Here is a 26,756-nt window from a genome sequence, read left to right as displayed (position 1 = left end):
TATCTTCACTCCCCTGATTCCATAAAGGAGAGACGATGTTTTCTTACATTATGCCCGGCGACCTGCCACACGCCATCACATTCTACGATCCGCTGATGGATATGCTGGGGTAATAGCGTTACATAGTGAAGAACCAATTGGTATTGACCTACTGGATTAATTGACGAAATAAAGATGAAGGGGCATTTGCCCCTTCATCTTTATTTCAGTCGTTTACCTGCCTCATCAACAACTTTTTCACCGTCTTCCTTGGTGAAAGCCGCTTTCTGAGCATCTGGAAGGATATCCAGAACCACCTCGGAAGGACGGCACAGTTTAGTACCCAACGGTGTCACCACAATCGGACGGTTAATCAGGATCGGATGCTGAAGCATAAAATCGATTAACTGATCGTCAGTGAACTTATCTTCCGCAAGCCCCAGTTCTTCATAAGTCTCGACGTTTTTGCGCAGCAGAGCCCGGACTGAAATGCCCATATCTGCAATGAGTTTGACCAGCTCATCGCGTGAAGGTGGATTTTCAAGATAAAGAATAACGTTCGGTTCAGTACCGCTGTTGCTGATCATCTCCAGCGTATTACGCGACGTGCCGCAGGCCGGGTTGTGATAGATGGTGATGTTGCTCATATCAGTATCTCATTACAAAGTGAAAGAGAGACGTAGCGCCAGCGCTGCCAGCGTTACAAACAGCACAGGCAGAGTCATGACAATCCCGGTGCGGAAATAGTATCCCCAGGTGATGGTCATATTCTTCTGTGAAAGTACATGCAGCCAGAGCAGCGTTGCGAGGCTACCAATAGGTGTAATTTTCGGGCCCAGATCGCAGCCAATCACGTTGGCGTAGATCATCGCTTCTTTGATAACGCCTGTTGCGGTGCTTCCATCGATAGAAAGAGCGCCAACCAGCACGGTAGGCATGTTGTTCATGATGGAAGACAGGAAAGCCGTCAGGAAGCCAGTACCCAGCGTCGCAGCCCAGAGTCCTTTATCCGCCAGTACATTCAGCACACCTGAAATGTATTCGGTTAGCCCGGCGTTGCGCAGACCGTAGACCACCAGGTACATCCCCAATGAGAAGATGACGATCTGCCATGGCGCACCGCGCAGCACTTTGCCAGTGTTAATGGCATGGCCTCGTTTAGCTACTGCAAACAGGATCACCGCTCCAACAGCCGCAATCGCGCTAACAGGAATACCGAGCGGCTCAAGGACAAAGAACCCAACCAGCAGAAGTATTAAAACTATCCAGCCGGTTCTGAAGGTTGCCAGATCTTTAATCGCTTTTGCCGGTGCTTTCAGAAGAGCCAGGTCGTAAGTCGGTGGGATATCCTTGCGGAAGAACAGATGCAGCATAACCAGCGTGGCAACAATGGCTGCAATATCAACCGGCACCATTACCGACGCATACTCGGTGAAGCCCAGTCCAAAGAAGTCCGCCGAGACTATATTCACCAGGTTCGACACGATAAGTGGCAGGCTGGCTGTATCGGCAATAAACCCGGCAGCCATGACGAATGCCAGTGTCGTGCCTTTGCTGAACCCTAATGCCAGTAGCATGGCGATGACTATTGGCGTCAGAATAAGTGCCGCACCATCGTTGGCAAACAGTGCCGCCACCGCTGCACCAAGCAGAACGATATACGTAAAGAGCAAACGGCCACGACCGTTACCCCAGCGCGAAACATGCAATGCCGCCCATTCGAAAAAGCCTGATTCATCAAGCAGCAGGCTGATAATAATCACGGCAATAAAGGTCGCCGTCGCGTTCCAGACGATATTCCACACCACCGGAATATCGCCCACATGCACAACGCCAGATATCAGAGCCAGTCCCGCGCCTAGCATTGCACTCCAGCCGATCCCTAATCCCTTTGGTTGCCAGATAACCAAAACGATGGTCAGGACAAAAATAGCGCCTGCCAGTAACATAAAACCTCCTGACAGGGCGACTTTGTCGCCCTGTATATGTCAAAAAATTAACTCATCAACTCTCTGAGCTTTTCAATACCGGCGGGCTCTGACGCCAGCACCGGAACAAGCGCTATACGGTCAGAATGCTGATTCTTAACAGCCTCAATCTGAGGCAGTTCCTGATGAGCACGCTGACAAAGCAACGGAGAACGCGTATCCGCAATGGAAAGGCTGTTATTGATAATCCAGCCCCACGGATGAATCCCCGCTCTTTCAAGGTCAGCCTGCAGGTTTGCCGCTTCCAGCACTGGTGTGGTTTCTGGAAGCGTAACAAGCAGAACTTTGGTTCTATCCGGATCCTGAAGCTGCATCATTGGGGTAGTAAAATGACCTTTACTCCCCATTTTTCTGGCAATCTCTCGGTGGTAAGCCCCGGTCGCATCCAGCAGCAATAGCGTGTGTCCCGTAGGGGCGGTATCCATGACGACAAACCGTTTACCCGCTTCACGAATCACCCTGGAAAAGGCCTGAAACACGGCAATTTCTTCTGTACAGGGAGAGCGTAAATCCTCTTCCAGTAGCCGTTTCCCTGCTTCGTCCAGATCTCTTCCCTTCGTCTCAAGAACATGCTGGCGATAGCGTTCGGTTTCATCGTGAGGGTTGATGCGGCTGACCTGCAGGTTTTTAAGGCTGCCGTTCAGCGTTGTATTCAGGTGCGCTGCAGGATCAGAGGTCGTGAGATGCACGTCAAATCCCATGTCTGCCAGCCTTACGGCGATAGCCGCAGCCATCGTGGTTTTCCCTACACCACCTTTGCCCATCAACATAATCAGGCCGTGTTCACTGCGAGCGATATCATTGACCAGGCCAGAGAGCGATAAGTTTTCAGGCGTGTACAGGATGTTCGTTACCGGGAGCGGTAATGCCTCAGAATGGGTATCCAGCAGTCCCTTCAATGCTGAAACACCAACCATATTGACTGGCTGTAGTAATAGGGTATCTGTCGGTAGCTCAGATAAACCGGCAGAAAGATTTGCCAGTGCCTCCTGCTCACGTTGCCATATCGCAGCGGCCAGGGCGTCATGTTCAGCTTCTGCTTTAGGCAGCACACCATTAATCACCAGATACTGGTTTTTCAGGCCAATTGCGGCGAGTTCTTCATGGGTGCGGGCGACTTCCTGCAGCGTAGATTTTTGCAGTCGTGCAACCAGAACCAGGCGGGTACGTTCAGGATTGGATAACGCCTCTACCGCATGTGAATACTGCTCACGCTGCTTTTCCAGCCCGGCCATTGGGCCAAGACAGGAAGCACCATCTGGATTACTTTCAATGAAGCTACTCCAGGCACCGGGAAGCTGGAGAAGGCGAATCGTGTGGCCCGTCGGCGCTGTATCAAAAATAATGTGATCGAAACGGGTCAGCAGGGAAGCGTCTGTCAATAAGCCGGTGAACTCATCAAACGCCGCAATCTCAGTCGTACAGGCTCCTGAAAGCTGCTCGCTGATACTGTTAACAACGTCATCAGGCAGAAGACCTTTTATTGGATCAACGATTCTGGCGCGGTATTGCTGGGCGGCTTCCTGCGGATCAATCTCCAGAGCAGAAAGCCCAGGAACTGCTGTCACAGGGCGAATGGTATTACCGATAGCCTGATCGAACACCTGACCGACATTGGAGGCTGGGTCAGTACTGACCAGCAAAACCCGCTTACCCTGTTCGGCAAGGCGGATAGCCGTCGCGCAGGAAATAGAAGTTTTTCCTACACCTCCCTTACCGGTAAAAAACAGGTAAGGCGGGATATTCTGTAAGAATTTCATATGTCCTCCTGACATATTCAGCAACAGGAAGTATTACCACCACAGCAGTTGGTGGGAGCTAACCCTACCTTCTCCAGCGGAATACCGAACCAGCGAGCCAGCTCAGCGCGTTTTGGGTATCGCCCAGCCATCACCGTTTCACCGTCCAACAGCAGTAGTGGAAGCCCTTCTGCTCCAGATGCTTCGAGGAATGCTTTCGCTTTCTCATTGTGAACAAAGCTCATGGGCTGCTGCGCCAGGTTGTAACGTTCAACCTGTACACCACGTCCTTTCAGCCACTGCACATCAGCAGAAAAATCAACCAGAACCTGGTCGACATCTGAGCCACATACGCCGGTACTGCAGCACATTGCCGGGTCAAACACCGTTAACGTTTTCATTCTGAACACCTCACATTCGTAAAATCATATATGTTCAGGCAAATTTTTTAGATGCAAACAGCCTTACCGCTACCAGAGCAGTTTGCCGATGCCAGCTTACGGGCGATGGCCTGTACGTCGTCCTGTTGGCTTAACCAGGCCTGCTCAATCACCTGAGCGGCCCAGGAAGGAATATGCGGGGATAAGCGGTAGTGAACCCACTTGCCCTGTTTCCGATCCAGCAATAGACCACTTTCCCGGAGCATTGCCAGATGACGGGAGATCTTGGGCTGCGACTGCTCCAACGCCGTGCAAAGATCGCACACGCACAGCTCTCCCATCTCTCTGAGCAACAACACAATGCCCAGGCGGGTTTCATCGGAGAGGTTTTTGAAGAGTTGTAAGGATGATAGTGACATCTGGCCTCCTGAAAGTTTGGATACAGGATACTCGGTAGATGAACATAATCAATATACACATTCGAAAAAGCATATGTGTAATTTTGAATTTTTATATTTGTCTTTGAAAATCAATAAGATAATTTAAAAGATAACACTTTTCAGACATTATCGAGGTAAACAAGATTTCATTGTGGCTTCTCCCCCCAACTATCGGTGAGTCTTATAACTAGGTTTTATGAGATTACTATATTTATTGAATATCTATCTCGTTGTCATGAAAAGGTTTTATTCGCAGAAGATAGATAGTACACTATGTGTACTACATACTGAAAAGTACCTAATCATGAAAGACAAAAAATTTAAATTCATTGTTTTTTTTCTGACATTCTTTATTTTTTCTTGTGTAAATAATGTAGCATTTGCTTCAAATAAAACAATAAGCGCACAACCAACAGAAAAAAAACTTATCGATGATAAGCAAAATATTCCACCTGAGAATATCAAGCCTTATCTTGAATCAAAAGAAATAATTGAACTAACGTCTTTAATTAACTCTCAGAAAAATGAAATTGAAGTAATGAGGAATAAAATAAATTCATTAGAGAATAGTAGTGGAATGAATTTTGCCGTATGGACCGGTATTTTATTAGCCTCAGTGGCAGTAATACTGACAGTACTTGGTATTGCAATGGCTGTGTTTTCATTTTTCGGATATAAGAAAATAATGGATAGTGTTAAAGAGGTTGCGACGACCATATCTACTACAGAGGCAGCTATTGTTTCAGAACGACTCGCACCTACAGTAACAGAAGATGTGTTATTAAAACTTATAGAAGGTAGAAGTTTCGATAAAATAATTTACGAAGCTGTACAAAAAGTAACGTATCGAGGGATTAGATTTTCATCAGAGGACATGCTGGAGGAGGAACCAAAATGATTATGACTAACTCTAACGAATGGTTTTCTCTTTCAGATGAGCAAGTATCCTTAATTAAAAAAATGCAGGAAGAGTTTCCAATTCCTGTAGGTGCAATAGCTAAGGAATTAGGGGTAACCGTTATGAAAGCAACTTTACCCGCAGGAATCTCAGGTGAAATTAAGGAAAACAACGGCCGTTTTGTTATAAGAGTTAATCGTCATGATGTAAAAGAAAGACAGCGTTTCACCATTGCTCACGAAATAGCCCACTTCCTGTTACATAGAGATCGTATTGGAGATGGTATAACGGATGATATTCTTTATCGTTCCAAGCTTTCAGACTATATGGAGGTTCAAGCTAATAGACTTGCAGCAGATATATTAATGCCTTGGCATTTAATTCAACTAAAACTATCCGAATATAAGGAGTTCCGGGAAGAAGAGAAATATGAAAAAATAGCTGACGAGGCAGAGGTATCGACTACAGCTATTAAAATTCGACTCGGAAAATTATAAGGAGCAGTTGCAATGTTTAATCATGATGATAACTTTCAATATGACTATGCTCCAATATTATCGCTTAGCCCTTCTGAAATGATGGCTTTAGAACAATTGCCAGGGAAGGATAAAGACAATATTTTATCCGTAATACCGCTAAAAGGTTGGGCCAGCTCACAACAGCTTGAAAACTCGCTATTGAGAATTGAAAAGTCTATTGACGACAGGAAGTGGGTAGCATCCATTGATAAGGATTACCTGTTGAATAATAAAACCTTTCTTTTTACTGGGAAATATCCCAGAGAGGTTTTTTATCAACTTAAAGAGTTGTTACAACCAACAAATGGTTATGATAACTGGTATAAATTTTTAGTAAAAACTATACATGCCATACCCGTTGTAAATTTAGAGGAATCATCAGCCCTCGAATTGCAAATAAAAAAACTATATTCTCTTGATAGAGGTATTGTTTTTATTTTTGACTTAAAAAACATGACTCTTTCTTATTATCACGATGTAATTCATCTGATTTCCAAGATGGGGATACAAGACTTATTGTTTATTTATGATATCGGAACTATTAATGGTGATTATAATAATTACTATCAACCTATACTAAACCTAATAAATAAGACAAAAGAAAAAATCCCTTTTGTGAGGGTGGCGATATCGGGAACTTCATTTCCTTTCAATTTTGCTGGCTATCATCGAGGTGAAAACCCTATATTTGAAAGGTTATTATTTAATAAATTAAAACAAAACATTACATCATATCCCACTATATATTCTGACCGAGGTAGTGCAAGAATTGAAAAACAAAGTGGAGGCGGTAATCTACCCCCGCCACGAATTGACTATGCATTGAAAAACGATTGGCGTTTCATTAGGCATGAATTTTACGACCCAAAATCTCCTAGAGAGGGAGAAAAAGAAGAACTGTACTCTTTATGTGCTAAAGAAATTATGGAACAAGAGTATTGGTCAGAAAACTTACATCTTTGGGGAACTCAAATGATTGAATTAACATCTAAAGGTGACAAATTTGGCATAAATTCGGCGCAAAAAGCAACTGCAGTTAGAATAAATTTGCACCTTTACACCCAACTACATTACAACGATGAATTAGAAAGCATTGATACTGATGAAGAGTGGGAGGATTAAATTTTATTATTAAAAATTGAAGGTTTCTAAAAAGAAACCTTCACCTTATAACTTCATCAATTGATCTAAGATACTTTCCTCATGACCAATATATATATTTGTCCTTTGAGCTGAGTATGGGCTTAATAGATCGATATCACTAAGAATAACTTTCTTTCTCAGTAGAATATTCTCTATAAACAAGTTTGATGTCAAAGCATAACGATTAGAGATAGCATTTATTGTAAATGCCTTCAATTTTTCAAAAGAAATACCACTTAATCCTTTTATAATACTTTTTCTAACTTCTTGTTTGTTTTTTCCTTCTAATTTTATCTGAAATAGATGCGCCATCTTTTTCATCTCATGAACTTTTAAAAGATCAAGATATTTTTCCTTATTCTCGACTCGTTTTAATTTACCTCTTTTCTTTAAAATAACTTTGTCATCTGCGATCTCCCAAACTTCAATTTTTTCATTAATAGAATTTAATATATTTGGGGTGTGTTTTGACGTAGTAACCACTACAACCTTATCGAAATAGTCAAGATATTTATCCATTTGCCCTGATAATCTATTAAGGCTATCTGCATCACTTTTGATCTCATATGCAATCATTTTTCCATTTTTTATTACAACAAGATCAGCCCTTCGAGAAAAAGAATCAATCGTTAACTCGTTGATAACAATAGCCTTTTCGTCAATAGTGCCTTTTTTATATAGATGTTCAAGTACACTTCTCTTTAACTTTTTTTCAAAAGGATTATTAATCTTCATTTGCGCACCCAAAATAACCAAAAGTGAGGTTAGTATAATTTTCAATATTTATTATCAACATATTTTAAGATTGTTCCGGTCGTAAATTCTAAAATATTGAGATAATCCCCGTACCATTGCATCATCTCTCTCCGTCCCTCCATATACTGCGCATGGTTATACGTCCCACGAATCGCATTTTTATCAACATGCGCAAGCTGGGTCTCAATCCATGCGGTATTGAACCCTTCCTCATGCAAAATTGTACTCATCGTGTGCCTAAAACCATGTCCAGTAACCTTCCCCGTATACCCAATCCGTTTGAATACCTGATTAATACTCGCTTCACTCATCGTTTTACGTGGATCATTGCGCCCTGGGAACACCAACGGATATTGCCCGGACATTACTTTGAGCTGCTGTACGATTTCCAGCGCTTGGGTAGAGAGGGGTACAAGATGAGGCCGTTTCATCTTCATACGCTCTGCAGGTATTTCCCACACCGCTTTCTCAAGATCAAACTCACTCCAAAAAGCACCTCGGAGCTCGCCAGTGCGAACTCCCGTGAGGATCAGCAGACGTGCTGCAAGAACAACTAACGGGCTTCCTGTATAGCCTGTGAGAGCTTTAAAGAAGTCTGGTAACTCCTCTACAGTAAGGAAGGGATAATGCTTCGATTCATGCCCTGACATCGCGCTGGTTAGATCCGCGGCAGGATTGTATTCCGCACGACCGGTAACTATGGCGTAACGAAAGACTTCACTGCAGCGCTGGCGAACCTTCTTGGCCTTCTCTGTCGCGCCACGGTTTTCCATTCGACGCAGCACATTCAGCAGAACCAAAGGCTTGATGTCATTCACCGGCAGTTGGCCAATATAAGGGAAAATATCTTTATTGAAAGCTTCGATAATGTCGGAGGCATAACCTTCTGACCACCGGCTCACCTTCGTTCCGTGCCATTCAAGCGCCACAGCATGAAACGTGTTGTTGAGTTGCACATCGCGAACCAGCTTTTCTTCTTTCTTGGCGAAAGACGGATCGATGCCCTCGGCCAGCTTTTTCTTGGCTTCATCGCGTAGTGCCCTCGCTTGTGCAAGGGACACTGCTGGATAGACACCAAAAGCCATACGCTTCTCTTTTCCATTGAAGCGATACTTCATCCGCCAGTATCTGGAACCAGAGGGAACAACCTCAAGATACAAACCAGCACCATCCGCCAGCTTATAGGCTTTCTCTCTGGGTTTAGCAGCGTCTACCTGTCGCGCATTAAGCTTCATTGGGGGCATCTCCCTGGACCGAACACAGAATGCCCCCACTTATGCCCCCAGCATCGACTAGATTTCGGTTGAGTCCAGTTGATGACAGGAGATAAAATACGGGCCAGAAACCGCATTATACGGGCTTTTAGTTGATTTCGGTAGACTTGGGAAGAGTTTGAAATGGTGCCGATAATAGGAGTCGAACCTACGACCTTCGCATTACGAATGCGCTGCTCTACCAACTGAGCTATATCGGCCCTGCAAGACGTGCTGACGAGCGTAAGCACGGGATAGAAGGTTAAAACTAAGTGGGTGATGCGTCAATGCCCTTGCGAATCAAACGGCTACTTTTGCATCACCCAATTAGCATTAAGCACGAATGGTATCGTCGCCGAAACCAATCCACTTATAGGTCGTCAGGGCTTCCAGGCCCATCGGGCCGCGCGCGTGCAGCTTCTGGGTGCTGACCGCCACTTCCGCGCCGAGGCCAAACTGGCCGCCGTCGGTAAAGCGGGTAGAGGCGTTGACGTACACCGCAGAGGAATCCACCTCGTTGATAAAGCGGTTCGCGTTGCCCAGGGTGCGCGTCAGGATGGCGTCAGAATGCTGGGTGCCGTGCTCGCGAATATGCGCTACCGCTTCATCCTGATCGGCCACCACCTTCACGTTCAGATCCAGCGACAGATACTCATTGTCATACTGCTCCGCTTTCACCGGCTCTACGCTGGCCGGGCCGTTTTGCAGCGCGGGCAGGGAGGCCGCATCGGCGTGCAGGCTGACGCCGCTTTCCGCCATCTGCTTGCTCAGCGCGGGCAGGAAGCGTTCGGCGATATCCTGATGCACCAGCAGCGTTTCGACCGAGTTACAGGCGCTCGGGCGCTGCACTTTGGCGTTAACGATAACCTTCAGCGCTTCGGCAACGTCGGCGGAGTGGTCGATATAAATATGGCAGACGCCAATACCGCCGGTGATCACCGGGATCGTCGACTGCTCGCGGCACAGCTTATGCAAACCTGCGCCGCCGCGCGGGATCAGCATATCGATATACTTATCCATCTTCAGCATCTCGCCGACCAGCGCGCGATCCGGGCTCTCAATCGCCTGCACGGTGGCCGCCGGTAAGCCGCACTCCTGCAGCGCCTGCTGAATCACTTTCACCGTGGCGGCGTTGGTGCGCCAGGTCTCTTTACCGCCGCGCAGAATCGCCGCGTTGCCGGTTTTCAGGCACAAAGAGGCGACGTCGACGGTCACGTTCGGACGGGCTTCATAAATTACGCCCACCACGCCCAGCGGCACGCGGCGACGCTCAATGCGCAGGCCGCTGTCCAGCAGACCGCCGTCGATTACCTGACCGACCGGGTCCGCCAGGCTGCAGACCTGACGAACATCGTTAGCAATCCCGCTCAGGCGCGCCGGGTTGAGCGCCAGGCGGTCAAGCAGCGCCTCGCTCAAACCGTTGGCGCGCGCTTCCGCCAGATCCTCAGCGTTAGCCCGCAGGATCGCGTCGGTCTGCGCTTCAAGATAGTCGGCAATCTTTTCCAGCACCCGGTTCTTTTCGCGGCTGGAAAGCTGCGCGAGTTTGTACGAGGCCGCTTTGGCAGCAATGCCCATTTGTTCCAGCATTTTCAGCTCCTTAACGGATAATCATGTCGTCACGGTGGACGGCGACCGGGCCGTATTCATAGCCCAGAATGGCATCGATCTGCTGCGAGTGCTGCCCGGCGATGCGGCGCAGCGCATCGCTGTTATAGCGGCTGACGCCGTGGGCGATATCGCGGCCTTCAAGGCTGCGAATGCGGATCACTTCGCCGCGCGAGAAGTTGCCGGTGATGGTTTTAATCCCTTTCGGCAGCAGGGAGCTGCCGCGTTCGAGAATTGCCTGGGTCGCGCCGGCGTCCACGGTAATTTCGCCCGCCGGCGGCGCGCCGAAAATCCAGCGCTTACGGTTTTCCAGCGGCGATTCCTGGGCGTGGAAGCGGGTCCCGACGGAGATGCCCTCCATCACGTCGCCAATCACCCCCGGACGGCTACCGGCGGCGATGATGGTATCGATGCCCGCGCGGCAGGCGACGTCGGCGGCCTGCAGCTTGGTGCCCATACCGCCGGTACCTAAACCGGACACGCTATCGCCCGCGACGGCGCGCAGAGCGTCATCGATGCCGTAAACGTCTTTAATCAGCTCGGCCTGCGGGTTATTGCGCGGGTCGGCGGTGAACAGGCCCTGCTGATCGGTCAGCAGCAGCAGTTTATCGGCGCCGGCGAGAATCGCCGCCAGCGCCGAAAGATTATCGTTATCGCCGACTTTAATCTCGGCGGTCGCCACGGCGTCATTTTCATTAATGACCGGCACGATATTGTTATCCAGCAGCGCGCGCAGGGTATCGCGGGCGTTGAGAAAACGCTCGCGGTCTTCCATATCGGCGCGGGTCAGCAGCATCTGGCCGACGTGAATACCATAAATAGAAAACAGCTGTTCCCACAGCTGGATAAGACGGCTCTGGCCGACCGCCGCCAGCAGCTGTTTCGACGCAATGGTCGCGGGCAGTTCCGGGTAGCCGAGGTGCTCACGTCCGGCGGCGATCGCCCCGGAGGTGACTATCACAATTCGATGACCCATCGCGTGCAGCTGCGCGCACTGGCGCACTAATTCAACGATATGGGCGCGGTTCAGGCGGCGGGATCCGCCCGTTAAAACACTGGTGCCCAGTTTTACCACCAGCGTCTGGCTATCACTCATGATTCTCTGCCGTTCAAAAAGGAGTTTCGATATCGAGTTGATGTTGTAACAGGAGTCAGCCCGCTTGCCAACACCTGGCGTGGTGGACGAACCACTTCATTGCGCGGATCGGGCATTCTGGCGGGGAAGTGTGACACATTCATGACGGAAATAATTTAATACCCTTTTTTAGAAAAAGTTCCATATTGTCATAAATTTTTAATATTAGAGCGTTAAAAAACCTGCAGTTTTTGACGGGGCTTCCGCCCGGAATTGATTAGCGCGTATAAATAAATCACCAGGACTGAATAATGAAAAAGAGCTCACTGGCATTAATGATGATGGGTCTTATTGCTTCTTCGGCTACGCAGGCGGCAGAAGTTTATAATAAAAACGGCAATAAACTGGACGTCTACGGCAAAGTCAAAGCGATGCACTATATGAGCGACTATGACAGCAAAGATGGCGACCAGACCTACGTTCGTTTCGGCATCAAAGGCGAAACGCAGATTAACGACGATCTGACCGGCTACGGCCGCTGGGAATCGGAGTTCTCCGGCAACAAAACTGAAAGCGACTCTTCGCAGAAAACGCGTCTGGCGTTCGCCGGCGTGAAAGTCAAAAACTACGGTTCATTTGACTATGGTCGTAACCTCGGCGCGCTGTACGACGTCGAAGCCTGGACCGATATGTTCCCGGAATTCGGCGGCGACTCTTCCGCGCAGACCGATAACTTTATGACCAAACGCGCCAGCGGCCTGGCAACCTACCGCAATACCGACTTCTTCGGCGTGGTGGATGGCCTGGACCTGACTCTGCAATATCAGGGTAAAAACGAAGGCCGTGAAGCCAAGAAACAGAACGGCGACGGCTTCGGTACAGCCTTAAGCTACGACTTCGGCGGCAGCGACTTCGCCGTCAGCGCGGCCTACACCAGCTCCGATCGCACGAACGATCAGAACCTGCTGGCCCGCGGCACGGGTAAAAAAGCGGAAGCCTGGGCGACCGGCCTGAAATATGACGCCAATAATATCTACCTGGCGACCATGTACTCAGAAACCCGCAAAATGACGCCAATCAGCGGCGGTTTTGCCAATAAAGCGCAGAACTTTGAAGCCGTGGCGCAGTACCAGTTCGATTTCGGCCTGCGTCCGTCCCTGGGCTACGTGCTGTCAAAAGGCAAGGATATTGAGGGCGTGGGGAGCGAAGACCTGGTCAACTACATTGACGTTGGCGTGACCTATTACTTCAACAAAAACATGAACGCCTTTGTGGATTACAAAATCAACCAGCTGAAGAGCGATAATAAGCTCGGGATCAACGATGACGATATCGTCGCTGTTGGTATGACCTACCAGTTCTAAGCCGTCGCCGGTAAAAAACAATAAAGCCGCCGTGGTGACAGGGCGGCTTTATTCTTGCTGATTAACGGTTTTTCGCCAGATGCAGATTATCGTTATTCATCGTGATCTGCGCGTTATATTCCTTCGGTAGTCGGCGCGCCTGATAAAATACCGATTGCCAGTACGGATTATCCAGCGAAGAGCGCATCACGCCCTGGCTGGTGGAGGCATGGAGGAAATTACGGTCGGTATCATAGAAGCCGACGTGCATGCCGCCTTTAATGCGGAAGAAAACCAAATCTCCCGGCCGCAGCTGCCGCGGGCTCACGCGTTCTCCCATATGCAGCAGTTCGCGGGTGGTGATGCGCTCCATCGGCAGGTTGAAGCGATCTTTGAGCGTACGCCAGACAAACCCGGAGCAGTCGACCCCGCTTTGCTCCGTCCCGCCCCATTCGTAGGGCGTTCCCTCCCAGGTATGCATCTGATCGTGCAGCGCGGCGATCACCGGGATCAGATCGTCAGAACCTCCGTCGATGGTCGCGTGGCTACTCTGGGCGGCGGTTTTATGCGGTTTCGATGAGGATGAACATCCTGCCAAAAGCAAAAAAGGAACAAATAATAGCGCGTGAGAGAGTCTGGGCTTCATATCATTGTTTTTCGTCACTGAAAACGGGCCGTGATATTTTATAGCCGATTCGCTACGGCCTCAGAATGACCAAAAGCAAAATTTACGAAACCTTACGTAAATAATATAGGTCGGATACGCGGTGAACATCGGCGGTCTTTATTTTCGCCGGGAGCGCCTCATTTTCCATTAATAAACTTTTTCTCTGTGAAACAATATTTCACAAATATCCGCGTGTCGCGCGTCTGTTCCGCTTCAGCGCAAGGTGAAAGATCCTCATCATCCCACCATTGCGCCGCCACGCTGCCCTCCAGTACTTTTGTAGACTAAAAGAGAGAGTGGGGCGGGCTAATGCATCTGGATTTTCGTCAACTGCGCAACTTTGTCGCGTTAGTTGAATACGGCAGTTTTAATCGCGCGGCGGAGGCGGTGTGCCTGTCGCAGTCGGCGTTCAGCCGCAGCATTCAGGCGCTGGAGCAGAGCGTCGGCCATCCGTTATTCGATCGCCAGAGCAAGCTACCGACGCTCACCCTGCACGGGCAAAAGCTGCTGCCCTACGCCCGCCGCTTTCAGGAGCTGAACGTGGAGCTCAGCAGCCAGCTGCGCGAAGCGGATGATGCGCAAAACGGCGAGGTCGCTTTTGGCTGCGGCCCGGCCCCTGCCGCAAGGCTGATTCCGGCCGCCGTCGGCGAGTTTCATCGCCTTTTGCCGCAGGCGAGGGTGAGCTTTCAGATTGATAACTGGCTGGCGCTGCATCAGGCGCTGACCTCTCAGCTCTACCCTTTTGTGGTCGCCGACAGCTGGCAGGCCGAGCTCGACCCGCAGCTGCGCGTGCAGCCGCTCAGCCCGCAGCGCTGCTTTTTCGTCTGCCATGCCGATCATCCGCTGGCCAAACAGGGGCCGGTCTCTATCCAGGCGATGCTGCGCTACCCCTTTGCCGCCCCCTATCTGCCGCCGGGCGTGCGCAAGGTGCTGGCGACCCTCAGCCAGCAGCAGGACTTTACCCCGGCGATTCAGTGCGATCATATCTACGCGCTGCTTGCCACCCTCGCGCAGACTAATGCGATTAGCTTTGCCAGCGAGGACGGCTTCGCGCTATGTCAGCACAGCCATCGGCTGGTTAAGCTGGAGCTCAGCGATCTGCCTGAGGAGTGGCGGCTGATGCAGACCCGGTTTGCCATTATCTCTCCGGTTCACGCGGCCCAGCCGCCGCTGGTGGAGAAGCTGATTGAGATTATCCTTCATACCGATCGTCAGCATCAGCTTCAGCTGCTGGCGCAGGAGGATAGGGGTTAACCGGCGTTTTTCGCCTGGCCTTTGGCATCGTACTGCGGCCAGCGGTTTTCCAGCCCCTGGGCTTTCAGCGCCTGCTCGACAAACTGGCCGTCTACCCACTGGCTGACGTCAAAAGCGCTGCGGATTAGCCGCCCGGATTTAGCCTGTTCGACGCTATTGCTAAAGCTGTCGGTCAGGAACGGATCGATACGCGGCGAGGTGGTAAAGTTCAGATCCTGCGGCTGCAGCTCTTCGAGAAACAGCGCCTGCGGGATCTGGCTCTGCTGCGCCATCTCGGCGGACCAGGCGTCGCGATTGGCCGGGTCGCTGATTTCCGCGGCGTTCTTCACCAACACGTTAACGATCTGCTGGGTCGCCTGCGGCCAGGCGTCTATAAACGTCTGCGTGCCGAGGAACCCGGCCTGAGTGGTGTTCTGGCGGCCGGAGTCACCGCTTTTGACGACCACATCAATCTTATCGCCGCGTAGCGCCAGCAGCGAAACGCCGCCCCACACCGCATCGACGCGACCGGCCGCCAGCGCCGCTTTGCCGGCGTTCCAGTCGAGGTTGATCACCTGCAGGCTGCGCTCGTTGAGGCCGACGGTTTGCAGCGCCCGGTCAAAGGCCAGCTGGTCCGCCGTGCCGCGATAAACCGCCACCCGTTTGCCTTTCAGATCGGCGAGGGTTTTAATCCCGGAAGCTTTGGTCACCGCGAGGTAAGATTCCGAACCCCGGCTGCCCAGCAGCAGGCGCGTCGGCAGCCCGTTGGCCCTACCGATAATCGCCGCCAGATCGCCGAGGTAGACAAAATCCAGCTGGCGGTTGGCTAATGCTTCATTTACCGCCGGACCGGCGCCTTTGAAAAACTGCCACTGCACTTCCACGCCCTGCGGCTTAAACACCTCTTCCAGCTGATGGCGGATAAACGCCATGCCGACCGGCCCCTCAATAAACGGCTTGCTGCCCGCGCTTTGGTCCGGTACGCCGATGCGAATGGTACGCAGCGCTTCGGCCTGCGCGCTGGCCGCCAGGCCGATAACCGCCACCAGCGCCAGCACGGTGCGGCTAAAAAATGCTTTCATCATAACGTGTTGCTCTCCTGAGTTTTTTCTCACCCTAAAGAGCCAACGGGCTGCGTGTTAAATGCTTTTATTCGCCAAGCTTGGGTGAAAAAAAGCTAAATCAAACGCCGCGCGCCCGGCAGGCTGAAATGCATTCGATGCATCGGGATTATTCGCCTTACGCAATGGCGGCGAAGGAGAAGTCACGTTTTGATAGCGGCATAACTTGCCGAAAAGTGGACCGATATGTCGCAGATGATCTTAAGAACCGATGCCCCAGGCAGGCCGGGCTTCAGGCTTAACGGCTGGCCGTGGCTGCTGCCTGCGTTACTGCTGCTGCTGTGGGTCATCGCCGCCCGCGAACGATGGATGCCGGAGCAAATTTTGCCCGCGCCGTCGGTGGTTGCCGATACCGCGCTATCGCTGCTGAGCGGGGATCTGCTGGCGCAATGGGGATTCAGCCTTCAGCATCTGGCGCTTGGCCTGCTGCTGGGCGCTATCGCTGGGACGCTGCTCGGCGCGCTGTTCGGCCTGGTGCCGGCCGCCGCGCAGCGGGTGGAACCGCTGTTCTACGCGCTGGCGCAAATCCCGACGCTCGGCTGGATCCCGCTGTTTATGGTGCTGTTCGGGATTGATAACGGCCTCAAGCTGGCGGTTATCATCAAAACCACCGTAGTGCCGATGACCATTAACACGCAGCAGGCGGTGGCCGGCGTGCCGCAGGCCCTGAGCGAAGCCGCAAAGGTGATGAACTTTTCCCGCTGGCAGCGGCTGCGCTGGCTGGTGATCCCCGCAAGCCTGCCGGGCTGGTTTACCGGCCTGCGTCTGGCGCTATCGCAGGCCTGGGTGTCGCTTATCGTCGTCGAACTGCTGGCCTCTTCAGAAGGCATTGGCTACCTGATGGTCTGGGGTCGCCAGCTGTTTCAGCTGGATATCGTCTTCGTCACCATTGCGGTCGTGGGGCTGAGCGGCATGCTGATGGAGTGGGCGGCGAACCGCGCCTGTACCCGTCTGGTGTTCTGGCCGCAGCCTGCCGCCGGACGCCTGGCGTGGAAACCGCAGGCCAGCTGGCGGGCGCTGCAGCTGCCGCTGGTCCTGCTGGCGCTGTGGCAGCTGGCAAGCTCGTGGGGCTGGATCGATGGTGCGCTGTTCTCTTCGCCGCTGGCGGTGGCGACGCGTTTTATTCAGGGCGCCCTGAGCGGGGAGCTGACCGCGGCGATGCTGGCAAGCCTCGGGCGAGCCTTTGTCGGCGGCGCGCTGGGGATTGCGGGGGGCCTGCTCTGCGGACTGCTGCTGGCGCTGCGCCCGCGCGCCGGGCAAATCTTCACGCCCACGCTCAACGTGCTGCGCCATATCGCCCTGTTTGCCTGGCTGCCGCTGCTGACCGCATGGGTGGGCAACGATAACGGCGGCAAAATCGTTTTTATCGCGCTGGCGTCGTTCTTTCCGATGTTCTTCAGCACCCTGCAGGCCGTGCTTCAGCGTAACCCGCAGCTCGACGAAGTCGCCAGGGTACTGCGCCTGGGCGAGTTAGCGCGCCTGCGCAGGGTTATTCTTCCCGGCGCGGCGCCGGGGATCTTCGCCGGTCTGCGGCTGGCGCTGATTTACGCCTGGCTTGGCAATATCGGCGCGGAATATTTCATGTCCTCCGGCGTCGGCATCGGCAGCCTGATGATCAATGCCCAGCAGCTGCTGGATATGCCCACCATTCTCTGCGGCATGGTGCTGGTCGGTATTACCGGCGCGGCGCTGGATAAAGCCGGACGTTTACTGGAAATGCGCGCCACCCGCTGGCGTCAACAGGAGCAGCTATGACCTCTTCAACCCTGGTCTCTTTTCGCCACGTGCGTAAATCCTGGCAACAGGTGACGGCGCTACAGAATTTCAGCCTGGATATCGCCGCCGGTGAACTGGTGGCGCTGGTGGGCAGCAGCGGCTGCGGTAAATCGACGCTGCTGCGGATGCTGGTAGGCCTTGAATCAGCGACCCAGGGCGATATTTGCATTAATGGCGAGCCGGTCACCGGCGTGGGCAAAGAGCGCGGCATTGTGTTTCAGGAGCCGCGCCTGTTTCCCTGGCTTAACGTGCTCGACAACGTGATGCTCGGCCTGGCGGATGAAAAGCTCAGCCGGGCGGCGAAGCGCCAGCGGGCGCTGGAAATGCTGGAGCGCGTGCAGCTCAGCGAATTCGTCAACGCGCTGCCCGCGCAGCTCTCCGGCGGCATGGCCCAGCGGGTGGCCATTGCCCGCGGCCTGGTGGCCCGTCCGCAGATCCTGATGCTCGACGAGCCTTTCGGCGCGCTGGATGCCCTGACGCGCCACACCCTGCAGCAGGAACTTTTACAGATCCACCAGCGCGCGGGAACCACCACGCTGCTGGTGACGCACGATGTGGAAGAAGCCGTCGCCCTGGCCGATCGCGTCGTCGTGCTTTCGCCGCGTCCGGGGCGGATACGGGAAGTGGTAAGCCTGGCGCTGCCCCATCCGCGCCAGCGCGATGATGCCGCGTTTACCGCCGCCTGCCGCCAGATTCGCAACCTGATTACTTCTGCCTGATTCTATTATTTAAGGAGCAACATATGGGACATCCTTCCGTCTACCCGACCGGCGCCACCCTCTACGATCCGCAGCGCGCCTGGAGCGGCTATACCCTTTTCCAGGCCACCGAACACGGCGCGGTGCTGGTGGACATGAACGGCCGCGTGGTGCGCGAATGGCCTGAACTGCACGGGTTTCCCAATAAAATCCTGCCCGGCGGCGCAATCCTTGGCCACAGCGGCGAGCGCGACCCGCGCTACGGCATGCAGGATATGCTCGATCTGATCCAGGTGGACTGGGAAGGCAACGTCACCTGGAAATTCGACCGCTACGAGCAGGTGAGCGATCCCGGCAACGCCACGCGCTGGATGGCGCGCGCGCATCATGACTATCAGCGGGCGGGCAACCCGGTGGGCTATTACGCGCCGGGGCTGGAGCCGCAGGTGGATGGCGGCAATACCCTGATCCTCGCCCACACCAATCTGGTGAATGAAGCGATCTCCGACAAGCTGCTGCTGGACGACACCATTATTGAAGTCGACTGGCAGGGTAACGTGGTGTGGGAGTGGCGCTGCAGCGACCATTTTCACGAGCTGGGCTTCGACGATGCGGCGCGCACCGCGCTCTACAAAAACCCGAATATGCGCGCCAGCGGCGGCGGAATGGGCGACTGGATGCATATCAACTCGATGTCGGCGCTGGGGCCGAATAAGTGGTACGACGCCGGCGATACGCGTTTTCATCCCGACAACATTATCTGGGACGCCCGCGAATCCAACATTATTGCCATTATCGACAAACAGAGCGGCAAGATCGTCTGGCAGCTGGGCCCGGACTACAGCAAACCGGAGCTGAAGCACATCGGCTGGATCATCGGCCAGCACCATGCGCATATGATCCCGCAGGGGCTGCCGGGCGCGGGCAATATCCTGATTTTCGATAACGGCGGCTGGGCCGGATACGGCGCGCCGAATCCGGCGTCGGCGGACGGGGTGAAAAACGCATGGCGCGATTATTCACGGATCCTGGAGATCAACCCGCTGACCCTCGATATCGAATGGCGCTACTCGCCCTATGAAGCGGATCTGCCGCAGCCAACCGATTCGTACCGCTTTTACAGCCCCTACATCAGCAATATGCAGCGCCTGGAAAACGGCAATACCCTGATTAACGAAGGATCGAACGGGCGCATTTTTGAAGTGACCCGCGACCACGAAATTGTCTGGGAATATATTTCGCCGTTCTGGGGCAAGACCCTGAACAACAATATGGTCTATCGCGCCTACCGCATTCCCTACGGTTGGATCCCGCAGCTGGCGCAGCCGCAGGAGACGCCGATTGCGGCGGTCGATGTACGAACCCTGCGCCAGCCCGGCGCGGCGGCAGCGGGACCGGCGCAGAGCGTGGTGCGGGTGGCGGGCGTACAGCCGTACAGTAAAAGCGCCGATGCGCTGTGCGTGGCAACCGATAACGATACCCTGCGCCGCAGTCCGAAGCTGTTCCGCGTCGCGGAAAGCGCGTTCACGCCGATAAGCGCGGCGGGCGAGCTGGAGAGCGAATGGCCGGTGCTGCTGTTCGTCGGCGCGGAACGCTGCGTGCACTGCCGCAAGCTCTGGCAGCTGCTGGCGCATGAAAAGCTCAGCCCGCGGCTTGCTCAGCTGGATACGCGCTATCTGGATGCCGACCGGCATCAGGATCTGGCGGGCGACCTCGGCGTGCGCGGCCTGCCGACGCTGCTGCTGATTAAACCGGGGCAGCCAGCATCCCGCGCGCCTGCGCAGCTCTCGGTGGACGCGCTGCTCGACTGGCTCCATCGCGCAGCCGGGTAATCCGCGACTACGGCGGGCTGGCGTGTGCCGGTCCGCCGTTTATCTGGCGGATAAACGCCAGCGGCGAATAGCCCATCGCTTTGCGGAACATCGCGGTAAAGGCGGCCGGATACTCATAGCCCAGACTGAGCGCGACTTCGGTAACCGAACGCCCCTCGCGCAGCGCCGTCATGGCGTACATCAGGCATGCCTGCTGGCGCCAGTCGCAAAACGCCATCCCGGTCTCCCGGCGAAACAGACGATTAAACGTGCGTACGCTTTTACTCAGTTTTTGCGCCCACAGCTGCGGCGTACTGCGGATGCTCGGCTGGCGCTGAAAATCGCCGCATAGCGCCGCGAGGTGGCTGTTCTGCGGAAGCGGCGTAAACATCGGCAGCGGTGCGGCGGCGCGCAGTTCATGGAGCAGTAGCGCAATCAGGGCGGCATCGCGCCCGCTCTCGTCATACAGCAGCGGTAGCTGACAGGCGGCCAGCAGCAACTGATGGGTCAGCGGAGAAACCTGTAAGACTTCGCAGCGTTCGCTTTCCCGCGGGGCGTCCCGCGCGTCAATATACAGGCTGTGGGTGCTGACGCCGGGCATCCAGACGCGATGCGGTTTCGTCGCCGGGATCCAGACCCCGCTGAACGGCGGCACCAGCCACTGGCCGTCGTCCGTTTCGACCTTCATTAATCCGTGCATGGCGTACAGAAACTGCGCCCGGCGGTGGCTATGTCGCTCCAGAAGCGTGTTGGGCGGATAGTCGCTGCCCAGCGCCAGTACCCGGCGAGGAAGATGGTCGACGTCATTAATCGCAACGTTGCGCATGAAGATAGCCCTGGCTGAAATTCGTAATAGATTGGCTTTAAAGCGTAAGCCGGCCACGGCGTTATTCTATATCGTTACCTCCTTTTGTGGAGGAGTGCTAATGAGCGACTGGCTTTTTCTGTGCGGCATACTATCGGGCGTGACCACCTGGCTCTTTGGTTTCGGCGGCGGTTTCGTGACCGTCCCGCTGCTCTATTTCCTGGTGACCGGCGCGTGGGGCGCGCAAAGCGTCGTCGGGCAACAGGCGATGCACATCGCCGTCGCCACCTCGGCGCTGGTCATGCTTTGCTCCGCGCTGCTGGCGAGCTGGCGACACGCGCGTACCGGTACCCTCCGCTGGCGCCGCTTATGGGCCATGCTCACCGGCATTGCCGTTGGCGGAACGGCGGGCGCGCTGCTGGCGCTTGAGGCGAGCGGGGCGTGGATCCGCTGGCTGTTCGTTATCTACCTGCTGGCAACCGTTGCCGATTGCTACCTTCGCGCCGGATTTATGACCCCGCCATCCCGCCGGGTGATACCGACGGTGCCGCATGAGCTAACGGTAGGGGGGATCATTGGCCTGATCGCCTCTTTTCTCGGCGTGGGTGGAAGCGTGATGACCGTCCCTCTGATGCGCCGTCGCGGCGTGCTGATGGCTGAAGCGGCGGGGATGGCCAACGTGCTGACGCTGCCTCTGGCGGCAACGGCGACGCTAACCTGGCTGTTGATGGCCTGGCTCTCGCCGGTGGCGTTACCGAATGGGTTTGTCGGCAATATCTGGCTGTCGGCGGCGGCGCAGCTGGTGGCGGGAAGCTGGCTGGGGTTAAAAATCGCCTCCCGCTGGCTGGCGCGTTTACCGGACCGCTGGCATGTGCGAATTTATCCGCTATTGCTGATTGCCGTACTGCTGGTGATGAGCGTGTGGGGATAATGAGGGACGCGGCGCTGCGCATCCATCCGAGAGTAGCCCGGGTCATTCTGCTGTCATTTTTCTTGCGCATGCTCTCGCGAGACGCCGTGGCCGATAAAGGAAAATAAACGATGGGTAAAACGCTGACCATTTTCGATCTGGATAATACGTTAATTAAGGGCGACAGCAGTACGCTGTGGAGCCGCTTTATGGTGCGCGAAGGCTGGGTAAACGATCCCGATTACCTGGCGCGGGAAGCGATGCTGATGGATGACTACGACCGCGGCGAAATGAATATCGCCGATTATGTGGCTCTGATTCAGGCGCCGCTGATTGGCGTCGCAAAGCGGGAGGTGGACGCGCTGCTGGCGCGCTGCGTGCGCGACGAGATTATGCCGCGCGTGTATCCCCAGGCGTGGGATCTGATTCGGACTTTACAGGCTAAAGGCGAGCAGATGCTGGTGATCTCGGCCTCGGTCAGCCTGCTGGTGCAGGCGGTGGCGGCGCAGCTGGGTATCGAACAGGCGCTGGGGATTGACGTTGAGATGGCCGACGGCGGCTATAGCGGCGTGATTGCCGGTACGCCGAGCTATCAGCAGGGGAAGGTGGTGCGCCTGGCGCAGTGGCAACAGGCGCATCCTGAATACTCGGGGGAGGTGACCTTCTACACCGACTCGATCAACGACCTGCCGCTGTGCCTGCATGCCGATCGCGTACGGCTGGTCAATCCGTGCCCGCAGCTGGCGGCGGCGAACGCGCAGCACCAGTGGCCGGTGCTGGCGTGGCGGCTGTGATTTTTCCCCCGGGTCGCGGCGTAAACGCCTTACCCGGGCTACTTTTTCGTGCCGTTTGGGTAGCCCGGACAGGTGCGCAGCACCGCCTCCCGGGAAAAACTAATCAGCTTTAAACAGCGGCACCGCGCTGCCGCCGATATAGCGGCGGCGCAGCCAGGCGGACAGCGTATCCATCGCCATCACCACCGCCACCAGCAGCAGGGTAATAAACATCACTACGTCCCAGTTCCACAGACGCATATTTTCCGCATAAATCAGGCCAATGCCTCCCGCGCCGACAAAGCCGAGCACCGCGGCGGAACGGGTATTCGATTCAATCTGATACAGGCTCAGCGCCAGGAACGTCGGGAAAGACTGGGTAAAAATGCTGAAACGGTGCTTCTGCAAACCGTTCGCCCCCACCGCCGTCAGGCCGCGTCCCGGCGAGCGGTCAACCGCCTCGTGTCCCTCTGCGTACAGACGGCCCAGCAGCCCGGTATCCTGCATAATTATCGCCAGCACCCCGGCCAGCGGCCCGAGCCCCACGGCGCGGACAAAAATCAGCCCCCAGATAGCCATATCGATACCGCGCAGCACGTCGAACAACCGGCGCATCAGCAGGGCGATCGTTCCCGGAATCACGCCGCGCATAATATTCCGCGCCGCCAGAAACGAGAGCAGCAGGGCGATGACCGTCGCGGTAAGCGTCCCGGCGAAAACAATCGCCAGGGTAATGGCGATTTGCGTGAAGTAATAGCGAAACGGCCAGTTGAAAAAGTCGTGCCAGACGAACATCCGTAGCAGATAGCGGCTGATTTGCTGCAGCCCCGTGGCGAGCTGCTCGCCGCTGATGCCGAACTGCATAAAGAACCAGACATAGTAGAGGGCGCTGGCCAGCGCAAGCAGGCCGACGTAGCGCAGATAGCGCTCCTGGGCCTGGTATAAATGCCGATGCTGGCGACGGCTGGCGGCGATATCCGGTTGATTTTGCCACTGACTCATTTTTTCCCCTCCAGAACCCACTGCCGCAGGCGGCCGGATAGCATATCCAGCAGCGATACCACGATAATAATCAACAGCAGCGTGATGCTGACCTGATCGTACCGGTCCAGTTTGATATTGGTCATCAGCTCCTGGCCGATGCCGCCCGCGCCCACCAGCCCGAGGATCGTTGAGGAGCGGAAGTTAATTTCGAGGCGCATAAAGCCGTAGGAGAGAAAGATGGGTTTCACCTGCGGCCACAGGGCAAAGCGGATACGCTGCAGATGCGACGCGCCGCAGGCGGCCAGGCCGCGTACCGGTTTATCCTGGGCGCTCTCTACCGCTTCATAGAACAGCTTGGTCAGGCTGCCGATGGTGTGGAGCATTAATGCCAGAAAGCCGGGGATCGCCCCGATACCAAAAGCCATCACGAAAATCACCGCCCACGCCAGCTCCGGCATGGTGCGCAGAAAAGCCACCAGCACGCGGACGGCAAAACGCAGCGGGGCAGGGGACCATGCGTTGTTGGCCGCAACGAACGCCAGCAGGGTGGCAATCGCCACCGCCACCAGCGTGGACGCCAGCGCCAGCTGCAGCGTTTCCCAGATAAGGGGCAGCTGAATGGGCAGACGATAGCCCCAGTAAGCCAGAGAGCCTTTAGTGTGCGAATCGGCAAACAGGTCGGCGACGTGCAGCGTCGGCAGCGTCTCAAACATGTAATCGAGAAAATTGGGCAGCGAGTGCCAGATAGTAAAGAGATTAAACTCGGCCATACTGCCGGCGGCAAAATAGAGCGCCAGCAGCAGCAGGGACCAGCTAAAGGTGTCGCGCTTTTGCCGCGAGCGGACCTGCTGGTAATAGCGTTCGAATTCGGTATGGGTATTATTCATGCGTCGCTGTGTCTTCAACGAGTCGCCGCCGCCCGCGAGACTGGCCGGGCGACGGCGTCAGGGCGGGATTAACGCGCGGTAACCAGTTCGCGTTTCATATCAATGATCTGCTGGAAATCGGCTACGCTGCCCGGGCCGATATGCTGCGTGCCGCCCATCGCTTTGATAAAGCAGGCGTGATCGTCGGTATCCAGCTTTTTAATCGCGGTGACGACTTTGGCCTTAAAGTCAGCAGGCAGGGAATTGCTGACCAGGATTGGGCCGTTCGGGATCAGCGGCGATTGCCATATAATGCGGATTTGCTTCATCAAATCCGGGTGATCCATGCGAATCAGTCGGTTGAAGGCGCCGACGCTGTAGCCGCTATTATAATCACCCACCATCGAGGTCCAGGTCACCGCGCCGGCAAACTGACCGTTCAGCACGCCCAGAATATCCTGCTCGTGGCCGCCGGAGAAGGTCACGCTGGAGAAGAAGTTATTATATTTATTATCCGACGTGCCGCCGAACTGCTGTTTAAAGGCGTGGTTGGGAATTAAAAAGCCGGAAGTGGAGTCCGGATCGGCGAAGCCAAACGCTTTGCCTTTCAGATCTTCTAACTTTTTATACGGACTGTCGGCTTTGACAATCACCACCGAGTGATAGCCGCGGGACTGATCTTTATCATCTACGGCAATCCCGACAATATCGACAGCTTTAGGGTTGTTAATATAAACGGAAGCGTATGATGACGGCGACATACTTAAGACCACGTCAACTTTTCCGCCCAGCAATCCCTGAATCACGCCGGAATAGTCGGAAGAGTTACGTAATTTTGTATCGACCTTCAGCTCCTTATCAAGAAACTGTTTAACGCACTGGTTATCACCAATTTGTTGGGTTGCGTTCTGACCGCCAAGGATGCCCAGATTTAATTCCTTCGGCTGTTCAGCAGCGCCTGCCTGCCACGCCATCATAATGCCTGCAACCGCTGCGGATAAACGAACTGCGCCAGTGATGTACTTTTTCATTATTTTGCCCGTGTGAGTGAAATTTAATGCAATTGGCTAATTTCATCGCCGTACAGCCGATGCAGAATATCCTGATTCAGCTGCGTGGGATGATCGTCAAAAATAATCTTGCCCTTGGCTACGCCGATGACCCGCGAGCAATATTCACGCACCAGCTCCACCGAATGCAGGTTTACCATCACGCTGATACCCTGTTCGCTAATTTCGCGAAGGACATTCATAATCCGCTGCGTATTTTTCGGGTCGAGAGAAGCGACCGGTTCATCGGCCAGCAAAATACCCGGGTTTTGCATCAGCGCCCGGCAAATCGCCACGCGCTGCATCTGCCCGCCGGAGAGGTTTTCCGCCCGCTGTAGCGCATGCGGCAGCATATTCATCCATTCCAGCAGGGAGATGGCGCGGGCGCGGTCCGCGTCGGGGAAAACTTTGAATAATGATTTCAGGGTGGAGGTCTGGCTCAGGCGACCCAGCAGCACGTTGGTCAAAACGTCGAGACGCGGGACCAGGCAGAAATCCTGAAAAATCATACCGCACTGGCTGCGCCAGGCGTTTAGCGCGCGGCCCGACAGCTTTGATACGTCCTGCGGCGTACCCACTTCCGGATAGCTGAGGATCTCGCCGCCGCTGGCGCTGTGGGTACCGTTCAGTACGTGCAGAAGCGTTGACTTTCCGGCGCCGGAGCGGCCAATGACGCCAACCAGCTCGCCCGCATGAAGATCGAAACTGATGCCGTCCAGTACGGTTTGCTGCGCGCTGTAGGATTTGCTCAGGTTGCGTACGCTCAGGACCTTACGCTGCCTGTCGATAAAGGGCGGCGTAAACGGTTGATAATCGGTTTCTGCCACCGCAGCCAGGGAACTGTTCATAAATGCGTCCAGGTTCGTCAGTAAACTGGGCACTATTAATGGTGTTTTATATGACTGCCGGATGACAGTAAGGCGAACAAATAGTGAACGGATGCGAA

26 protein-coding genes, 1 tRNA gene and 1 pseudogene are annotated in these 26,756 nt (G+C 54.4%); 11 read left to right on the top strand and 17 right to left on the bottom strand.

The genetic code is table 11. The features are described from left to right. Positions 1 to 35: 35 nt before the first annotated feature. Positions 36 to 110 (top strand): annotated as a pseudogene (locus tag ABLU67_RS18270) (VOC family protein); the annotation flags it as partial. Positions 111 to 200: 90 nt separating this feature from the next. On the opposite strand, the gene arsC reads toward ABLU67_RS18270, so the two are convergent. The 5 genes from arsC to arsR are packed head-to-tail and all read right to left on the bottom strand — an operon-like array spanning position 201 to position 4,505. Next, complete coding sequence (arsC, locus tag ABLU67_RS18265) at positions 201 to 626, bottom strand: glutaredoxin-dependent arsenate reductase (protein WP_059356155.1); 426 nt, start codon at positions 624 to 626, stop codon at positions 201 to 203. A 12-nt stretch (positions 627 to 638) separates the two neighbouring features. Beyond that, positions 639 to 1,928 (bottom strand): arsenite efflux transporter membrane subunit ArsB, encoded by a 1,290-nt coding sequence (arsB, locus tag ABLU67_RS18260; RefSeq protein WP_199986212.1) that lies wholly within the window; start codon positions 1,926 to 1,928, stop codon positions 639 to 641. Between the two features lie 47 nt (positions 1,929 to 1,975). Beyond that, positions 1,976 to 3,727, bottom strand: coding sequence for an arsenite efflux transporter ATPase subunit ArsA (gene arsA / locus ABLU67_RS18255; protein WP_234625225.1), 1,752 nt, complete (start codon positions 3,725 to 3,727; stop codon positions 1,976 to 1,978). 17 nt (positions 3,728 to 3,744) lie between these two features. Next, a complete protein-coding gene (gene arsD / locus ABLU67_RS18250) occupies positions 3,745 to 4,107 on the bottom strand; it encodes an arsenite efflux transporter metallochaperone ArsD (protein ID WP_234625226.1) in 363 nt (120 codons plus the stop codon). A gap of 47 nt (positions 4,108 to 4,154) precedes the next feature. Continuing rightward, complete coding sequence (gene arsR / locus ABLU67_RS18245) at positions 4,155 to 4,505, bottom strand: As(III)-sensing metalloregulatory transcriptional repressor ArsR (protein ID WP_348852435.1); 351 nt, start codon at positions 4,503 to 4,505, stop codon at positions 4,155 to 4,157. Positions 4,506 to 4,830: 325 nt separating this feature from the next. Here arsR and ABLU67_RS18240 point away from each other — a divergent pair, with 325 nt between their 5' ends. Genes ABLU67_RS18240 through ABLU67_RS18230 form a run of 3 tightly spaced genes read left to right on the top strand, consistent with a single transcriptional unit; the run spans position 4,831 to position 7,064 of the window. Then, a complete protein-coding gene (locus ABLU67_RS18240) occupies positions 4,831 to 5,424 on the top strand; it encodes a hypothetical protein (protein WP_052123599.1) in 594 nt (197 codons plus the stop codon). Then, positions 5,421 to 5,921: an ImmA/IrrE family metallo-endopeptidase gene (locus ABLU67_RS18235; protein WP_348852434.1), complete on the top strand. Its 501-nt coding sequence runs from the start codon at positions 5,421 to 5,423 to the stop codon at positions 5,919 to 5,921. Before ABLU67_RS18240 ends, ABLU67_RS18235 begins: the two co-directional genes overlap by 4 nt. 12 nt (positions 5,922 to 5,933) lie before the next feature. After that, on the top strand, positions 5,934 to 7,064 hold the full coding sequence (locus tag ABLU67_RS18230) for a protein beta (protein ID WP_348852433.1): 1,131 nt from the start codon (positions 5,934 to 5,936) through the stop codon (positions 7,062 to 7,064). 45 nt (positions 7,065 to 7,109) lie between these two features. Here ABLU67_RS18230 and ABLU67_RS18225 read toward each other — a convergent pair whose 3' ends face one another. The 5 genes from ABLU67_RS18225 to proB form a co-directional block, all read right to left on the bottom strand. Then, positions 7,110 to 7,820, bottom strand: coding sequence for a sce7726 family protein (locus ABLU67_RS18225; protein ID WP_348852432.1), 711 nt, complete (start codon positions 7,818 to 7,820; stop codon positions 7,110 to 7,112). Between the two features lie 41 nt (positions 7,821 to 7,861). Next, complete coding sequence (locus ABLU67_RS18220) at positions 7,862 to 9,076, bottom strand: integrase arm-type DNA-binding domain-containing protein (RefSeq protein WP_348852431.1); 1,215 nt, start codon at positions 9,074 to 9,076, stop codon at positions 7,862 to 7,864. Positions 9,077 to 9,239: 163 nt separating this feature from the next. Continuing rightward, positions 9,240 to 9,315: transfer RNA gene (locus ABLU67_RS18215), tRNA-Thr, on the bottom strand. A gap of 112 nt (positions 9,316 to 9,427) precedes the next feature. Beyond that, positions 9,428 to 10,681: a glutamate-5-semialdehyde dehydrogenase gene (proA, locus tag ABLU67_RS18210; RefSeq protein ID WP_014228088.1), complete on the bottom strand. Its 1,254-nt coding sequence runs from the start codon at positions 10,679 to 10,681 to the stop codon at positions 9,428 to 9,430. A gap of 10 nt (positions 10,682 to 10,691) precedes the next feature. Further along, positions 10,692 to 11,795 (bottom strand): glutamate 5-kinase, encoded by a 1,104-nt coding sequence (proB, locus tag ABLU67_RS18205; RefSeq protein WP_004848066.1) that lies wholly within the window; start codon positions 11,793 to 11,795, stop codon positions 10,692 to 10,694. A gap of 290 nt (positions 11,796 to 12,085) precedes the next feature. On the opposite strand from proB, the gene phoE reads away from it, so the two are divergent. Next, positions 12,086 to 13,138: a phosphoporin PhoE gene (gene phoE / locus ABLU67_RS18200; RefSeq protein WP_004129421.1), complete on the top strand. Its 1,053-nt coding sequence runs from the start codon at positions 12,086 to 12,088 to the stop codon at positions 13,136 to 13,138. A gap of 61 nt (positions 13,139 to 13,199) precedes the next feature. On the opposite strand, the gene ABLU67_RS18195 is transcribed toward phoE, so the two are convergent. After that, a complete protein-coding gene (locus tag ABLU67_RS18195; RefSeq protein WP_025107227.1) occupies positions 13,200 to 13,763 on the bottom strand; it encodes an NlpC/P60 family protein in 564 nt (187 codons plus the stop codon). A 330-nt stretch (positions 13,764 to 14,093) separates the two neighbouring features. Between ABLU67_RS18195 and ABLU67_RS18190 the strand changes: the two genes are divergently transcribed. Continuing rightward, positions 14,094 to 15,038, top strand: coding sequence for a LysR family transcriptional regulator (locus tag ABLU67_RS18190; protein WP_201993599.1), 945 nt, complete (start codon positions 14,094 to 14,096; stop codon positions 15,036 to 15,038). On the opposite strand, the gene ABLU67_RS18185 is transcribed toward ABLU67_RS18190, so the two are convergent. After that, positions 15,035 to 16,102 (bottom strand): ABC transporter substrate-binding protein, encoded by a 1,068-nt coding sequence (locus ABLU67_RS18185; protein ID WP_202019240.1) that lies wholly within the window; start codon positions 16,100 to 16,102, stop codon positions 15,035 to 15,037. The genes ABLU67_RS18190 and ABLU67_RS18185 overlap by 4 nt on opposite strands. 222 nt (positions 16,103 to 16,324) lie before the next feature. Between ABLU67_RS18185 and ABLU67_RS18180 the strand changes: the two genes are divergently transcribed. Genes ABLU67_RS18180 through ABLU67_RS18170 form a run of 3 tightly spaced genes read left to right on the top strand, consistent with a single transcriptional unit; the run spans position 16,325 to position 20,444 of the window. Then, positions 16,325 to 17,893: an ABC transporter permease gene (locus ABLU67_RS18180; RefSeq protein ID WP_224294209.1), complete on the top strand. Its 1,569-nt coding sequence runs from the start codon at positions 16,325 to 16,327 to the stop codon at positions 17,891 to 17,893. Further along, the gene (locus ABLU67_RS18175; RefSeq protein ID WP_014837530.1) at positions 17,890 to 18,633 is read left to right on the top strand and encodes an ABC transporter ATP-binding protein; all 744 of its coding nucleotides are present in this window, start codon (positions 17,890 to 17,892) and stop codon (positions 18,631 to 18,633) included. Before ABLU67_RS18180 ends, ABLU67_RS18175 begins: the two co-directional genes overlap by 4 nt. A 23-nt stretch (positions 18,634 to 18,656) precedes the next feature. Then, on the top strand, positions 18,657 to 20,444 hold the full coding sequence (locus ABLU67_RS18170; RefSeq protein WP_254539665.1) for an aryl-sulfate sulfotransferase: 1,788 nt from the start codon (positions 18,657 to 18,659) through the stop codon (positions 20,442 to 20,444). Positions 20,445 to 20,451: 7 nt separating this feature from the next. On the opposite strand, the gene ABLU67_RS18165 is transcribed toward ABLU67_RS18170, so the two are convergent. Further along, positions 20,452 to 21,249, bottom strand: coding sequence for a helix-turn-helix transcriptional regulator (locus ABLU67_RS18165; protein ID WP_048261344.1), 798 nt, complete (start codon positions 21,247 to 21,249; stop codon positions 20,452 to 20,454). A 100-nt stretch (positions 21,250 to 21,349) separates the two neighbouring features. On the opposite strand from ABLU67_RS18165, the gene ABLU67_RS18160 reads away from it, so the two are divergent. Continuing rightward, entirely contained in the window at positions 21,350 to 22,159 is an 810-nt protein-coding gene (locus ABLU67_RS18160) for a sulfite exporter TauE/SafE family protein (RefSeq protein WP_047724339.1), read from the top strand. Between the two features lie 110 nt (positions 22,160 to 22,269). Continuing rightward, positions 22,270 to 22,932, top strand: coding sequence for an HAD family hydrolase (locus tag ABLU67_RS18155; RefSeq protein WP_025107220.1), 663 nt, complete (start codon positions 22,270 to 22,272; stop codon positions 22,930 to 22,932). 99 nt (positions 22,933 to 23,031) lie between these two features. Here ABLU67_RS18155 and phnE (ABLU67_RS18150) read toward each other — a convergent pair whose 3' ends face one another. The 4 genes from phnE (ABLU67_RS18150) to phnC all read right to left on the bottom strand — a co-directional run bounded on the left by phnE (ABLU67_RS18150) (position 23,032) and on the right by phnC (position 26,658). Beyond that, complete coding sequence (gene phnE / locus ABLU67_RS18150) at positions 23,032 to 23,913, bottom strand: phosphonate ABC transporter, permease protein PhnE (RefSeq protein ID WP_254539664.1); 882 nt, start codon at positions 23,911 to 23,913, stop codon at positions 23,032 to 23,034. Continuing rightward, positions 23,910 to 24,782 carry a phosphonate ABC transporter, permease protein PhnE gene (phnE, locus tag ABLU67_RS18145; RefSeq protein WP_025107218.1) on the bottom strand — a complete coding sequence of 291 codons (873 nt, stop codon included), beginning with the start codon at positions 24,780 to 24,782 and terminating at the stop codon, positions 23,910 to 23,912. Before phnE (ABLU67_RS18145) ends, phnE (ABLU67_RS18150) begins: the two co-directional genes overlap by 4 nt. A gap of 68 nt (positions 24,783 to 24,850) precedes the next feature. Next, positions 24,851 to 25,792: a phosphonate ABC transporter substrate-binding protein gene (phnD, locus tag ABLU67_RS18140; protein WP_029946925.1), complete on the bottom strand. Its 942-nt coding sequence runs from the start codon at positions 25,790 to 25,792 to the stop codon at positions 24,851 to 24,853. Between the two features lie 23 nt (positions 25,793 to 25,815). Then, on the bottom strand, positions 25,816 to 26,658 hold the full coding sequence (phnC, locus tag ABLU67_RS18135) for a phosphonate ABC transporter ATP-binding protein (RefSeq protein WP_254539663.1): 843 nt from the start codon (positions 26,656 to 26,658) through the stop codon (positions 25,816 to 25,818). Between the last annotated feature and the right edge of the window lie 98 nt (positions 26,659 to 26,756).

It is taken from the genome of Klebsiella sp. GN_Kp190 (assembly GCF_040061795.1).
In the GTDB taxonomy this organism is placed as follows: Bacteria; Pseudomonadota; Gammaproteobacteria; order Enterobacterales; family Enterobacteriaceae; genus Klebsiella; species Klebsiella michiganensis.
Note: the sequence above shows the minus strand (reverse complement) of the source record. Positions and strands in the feature narration are given on the sequence as shown.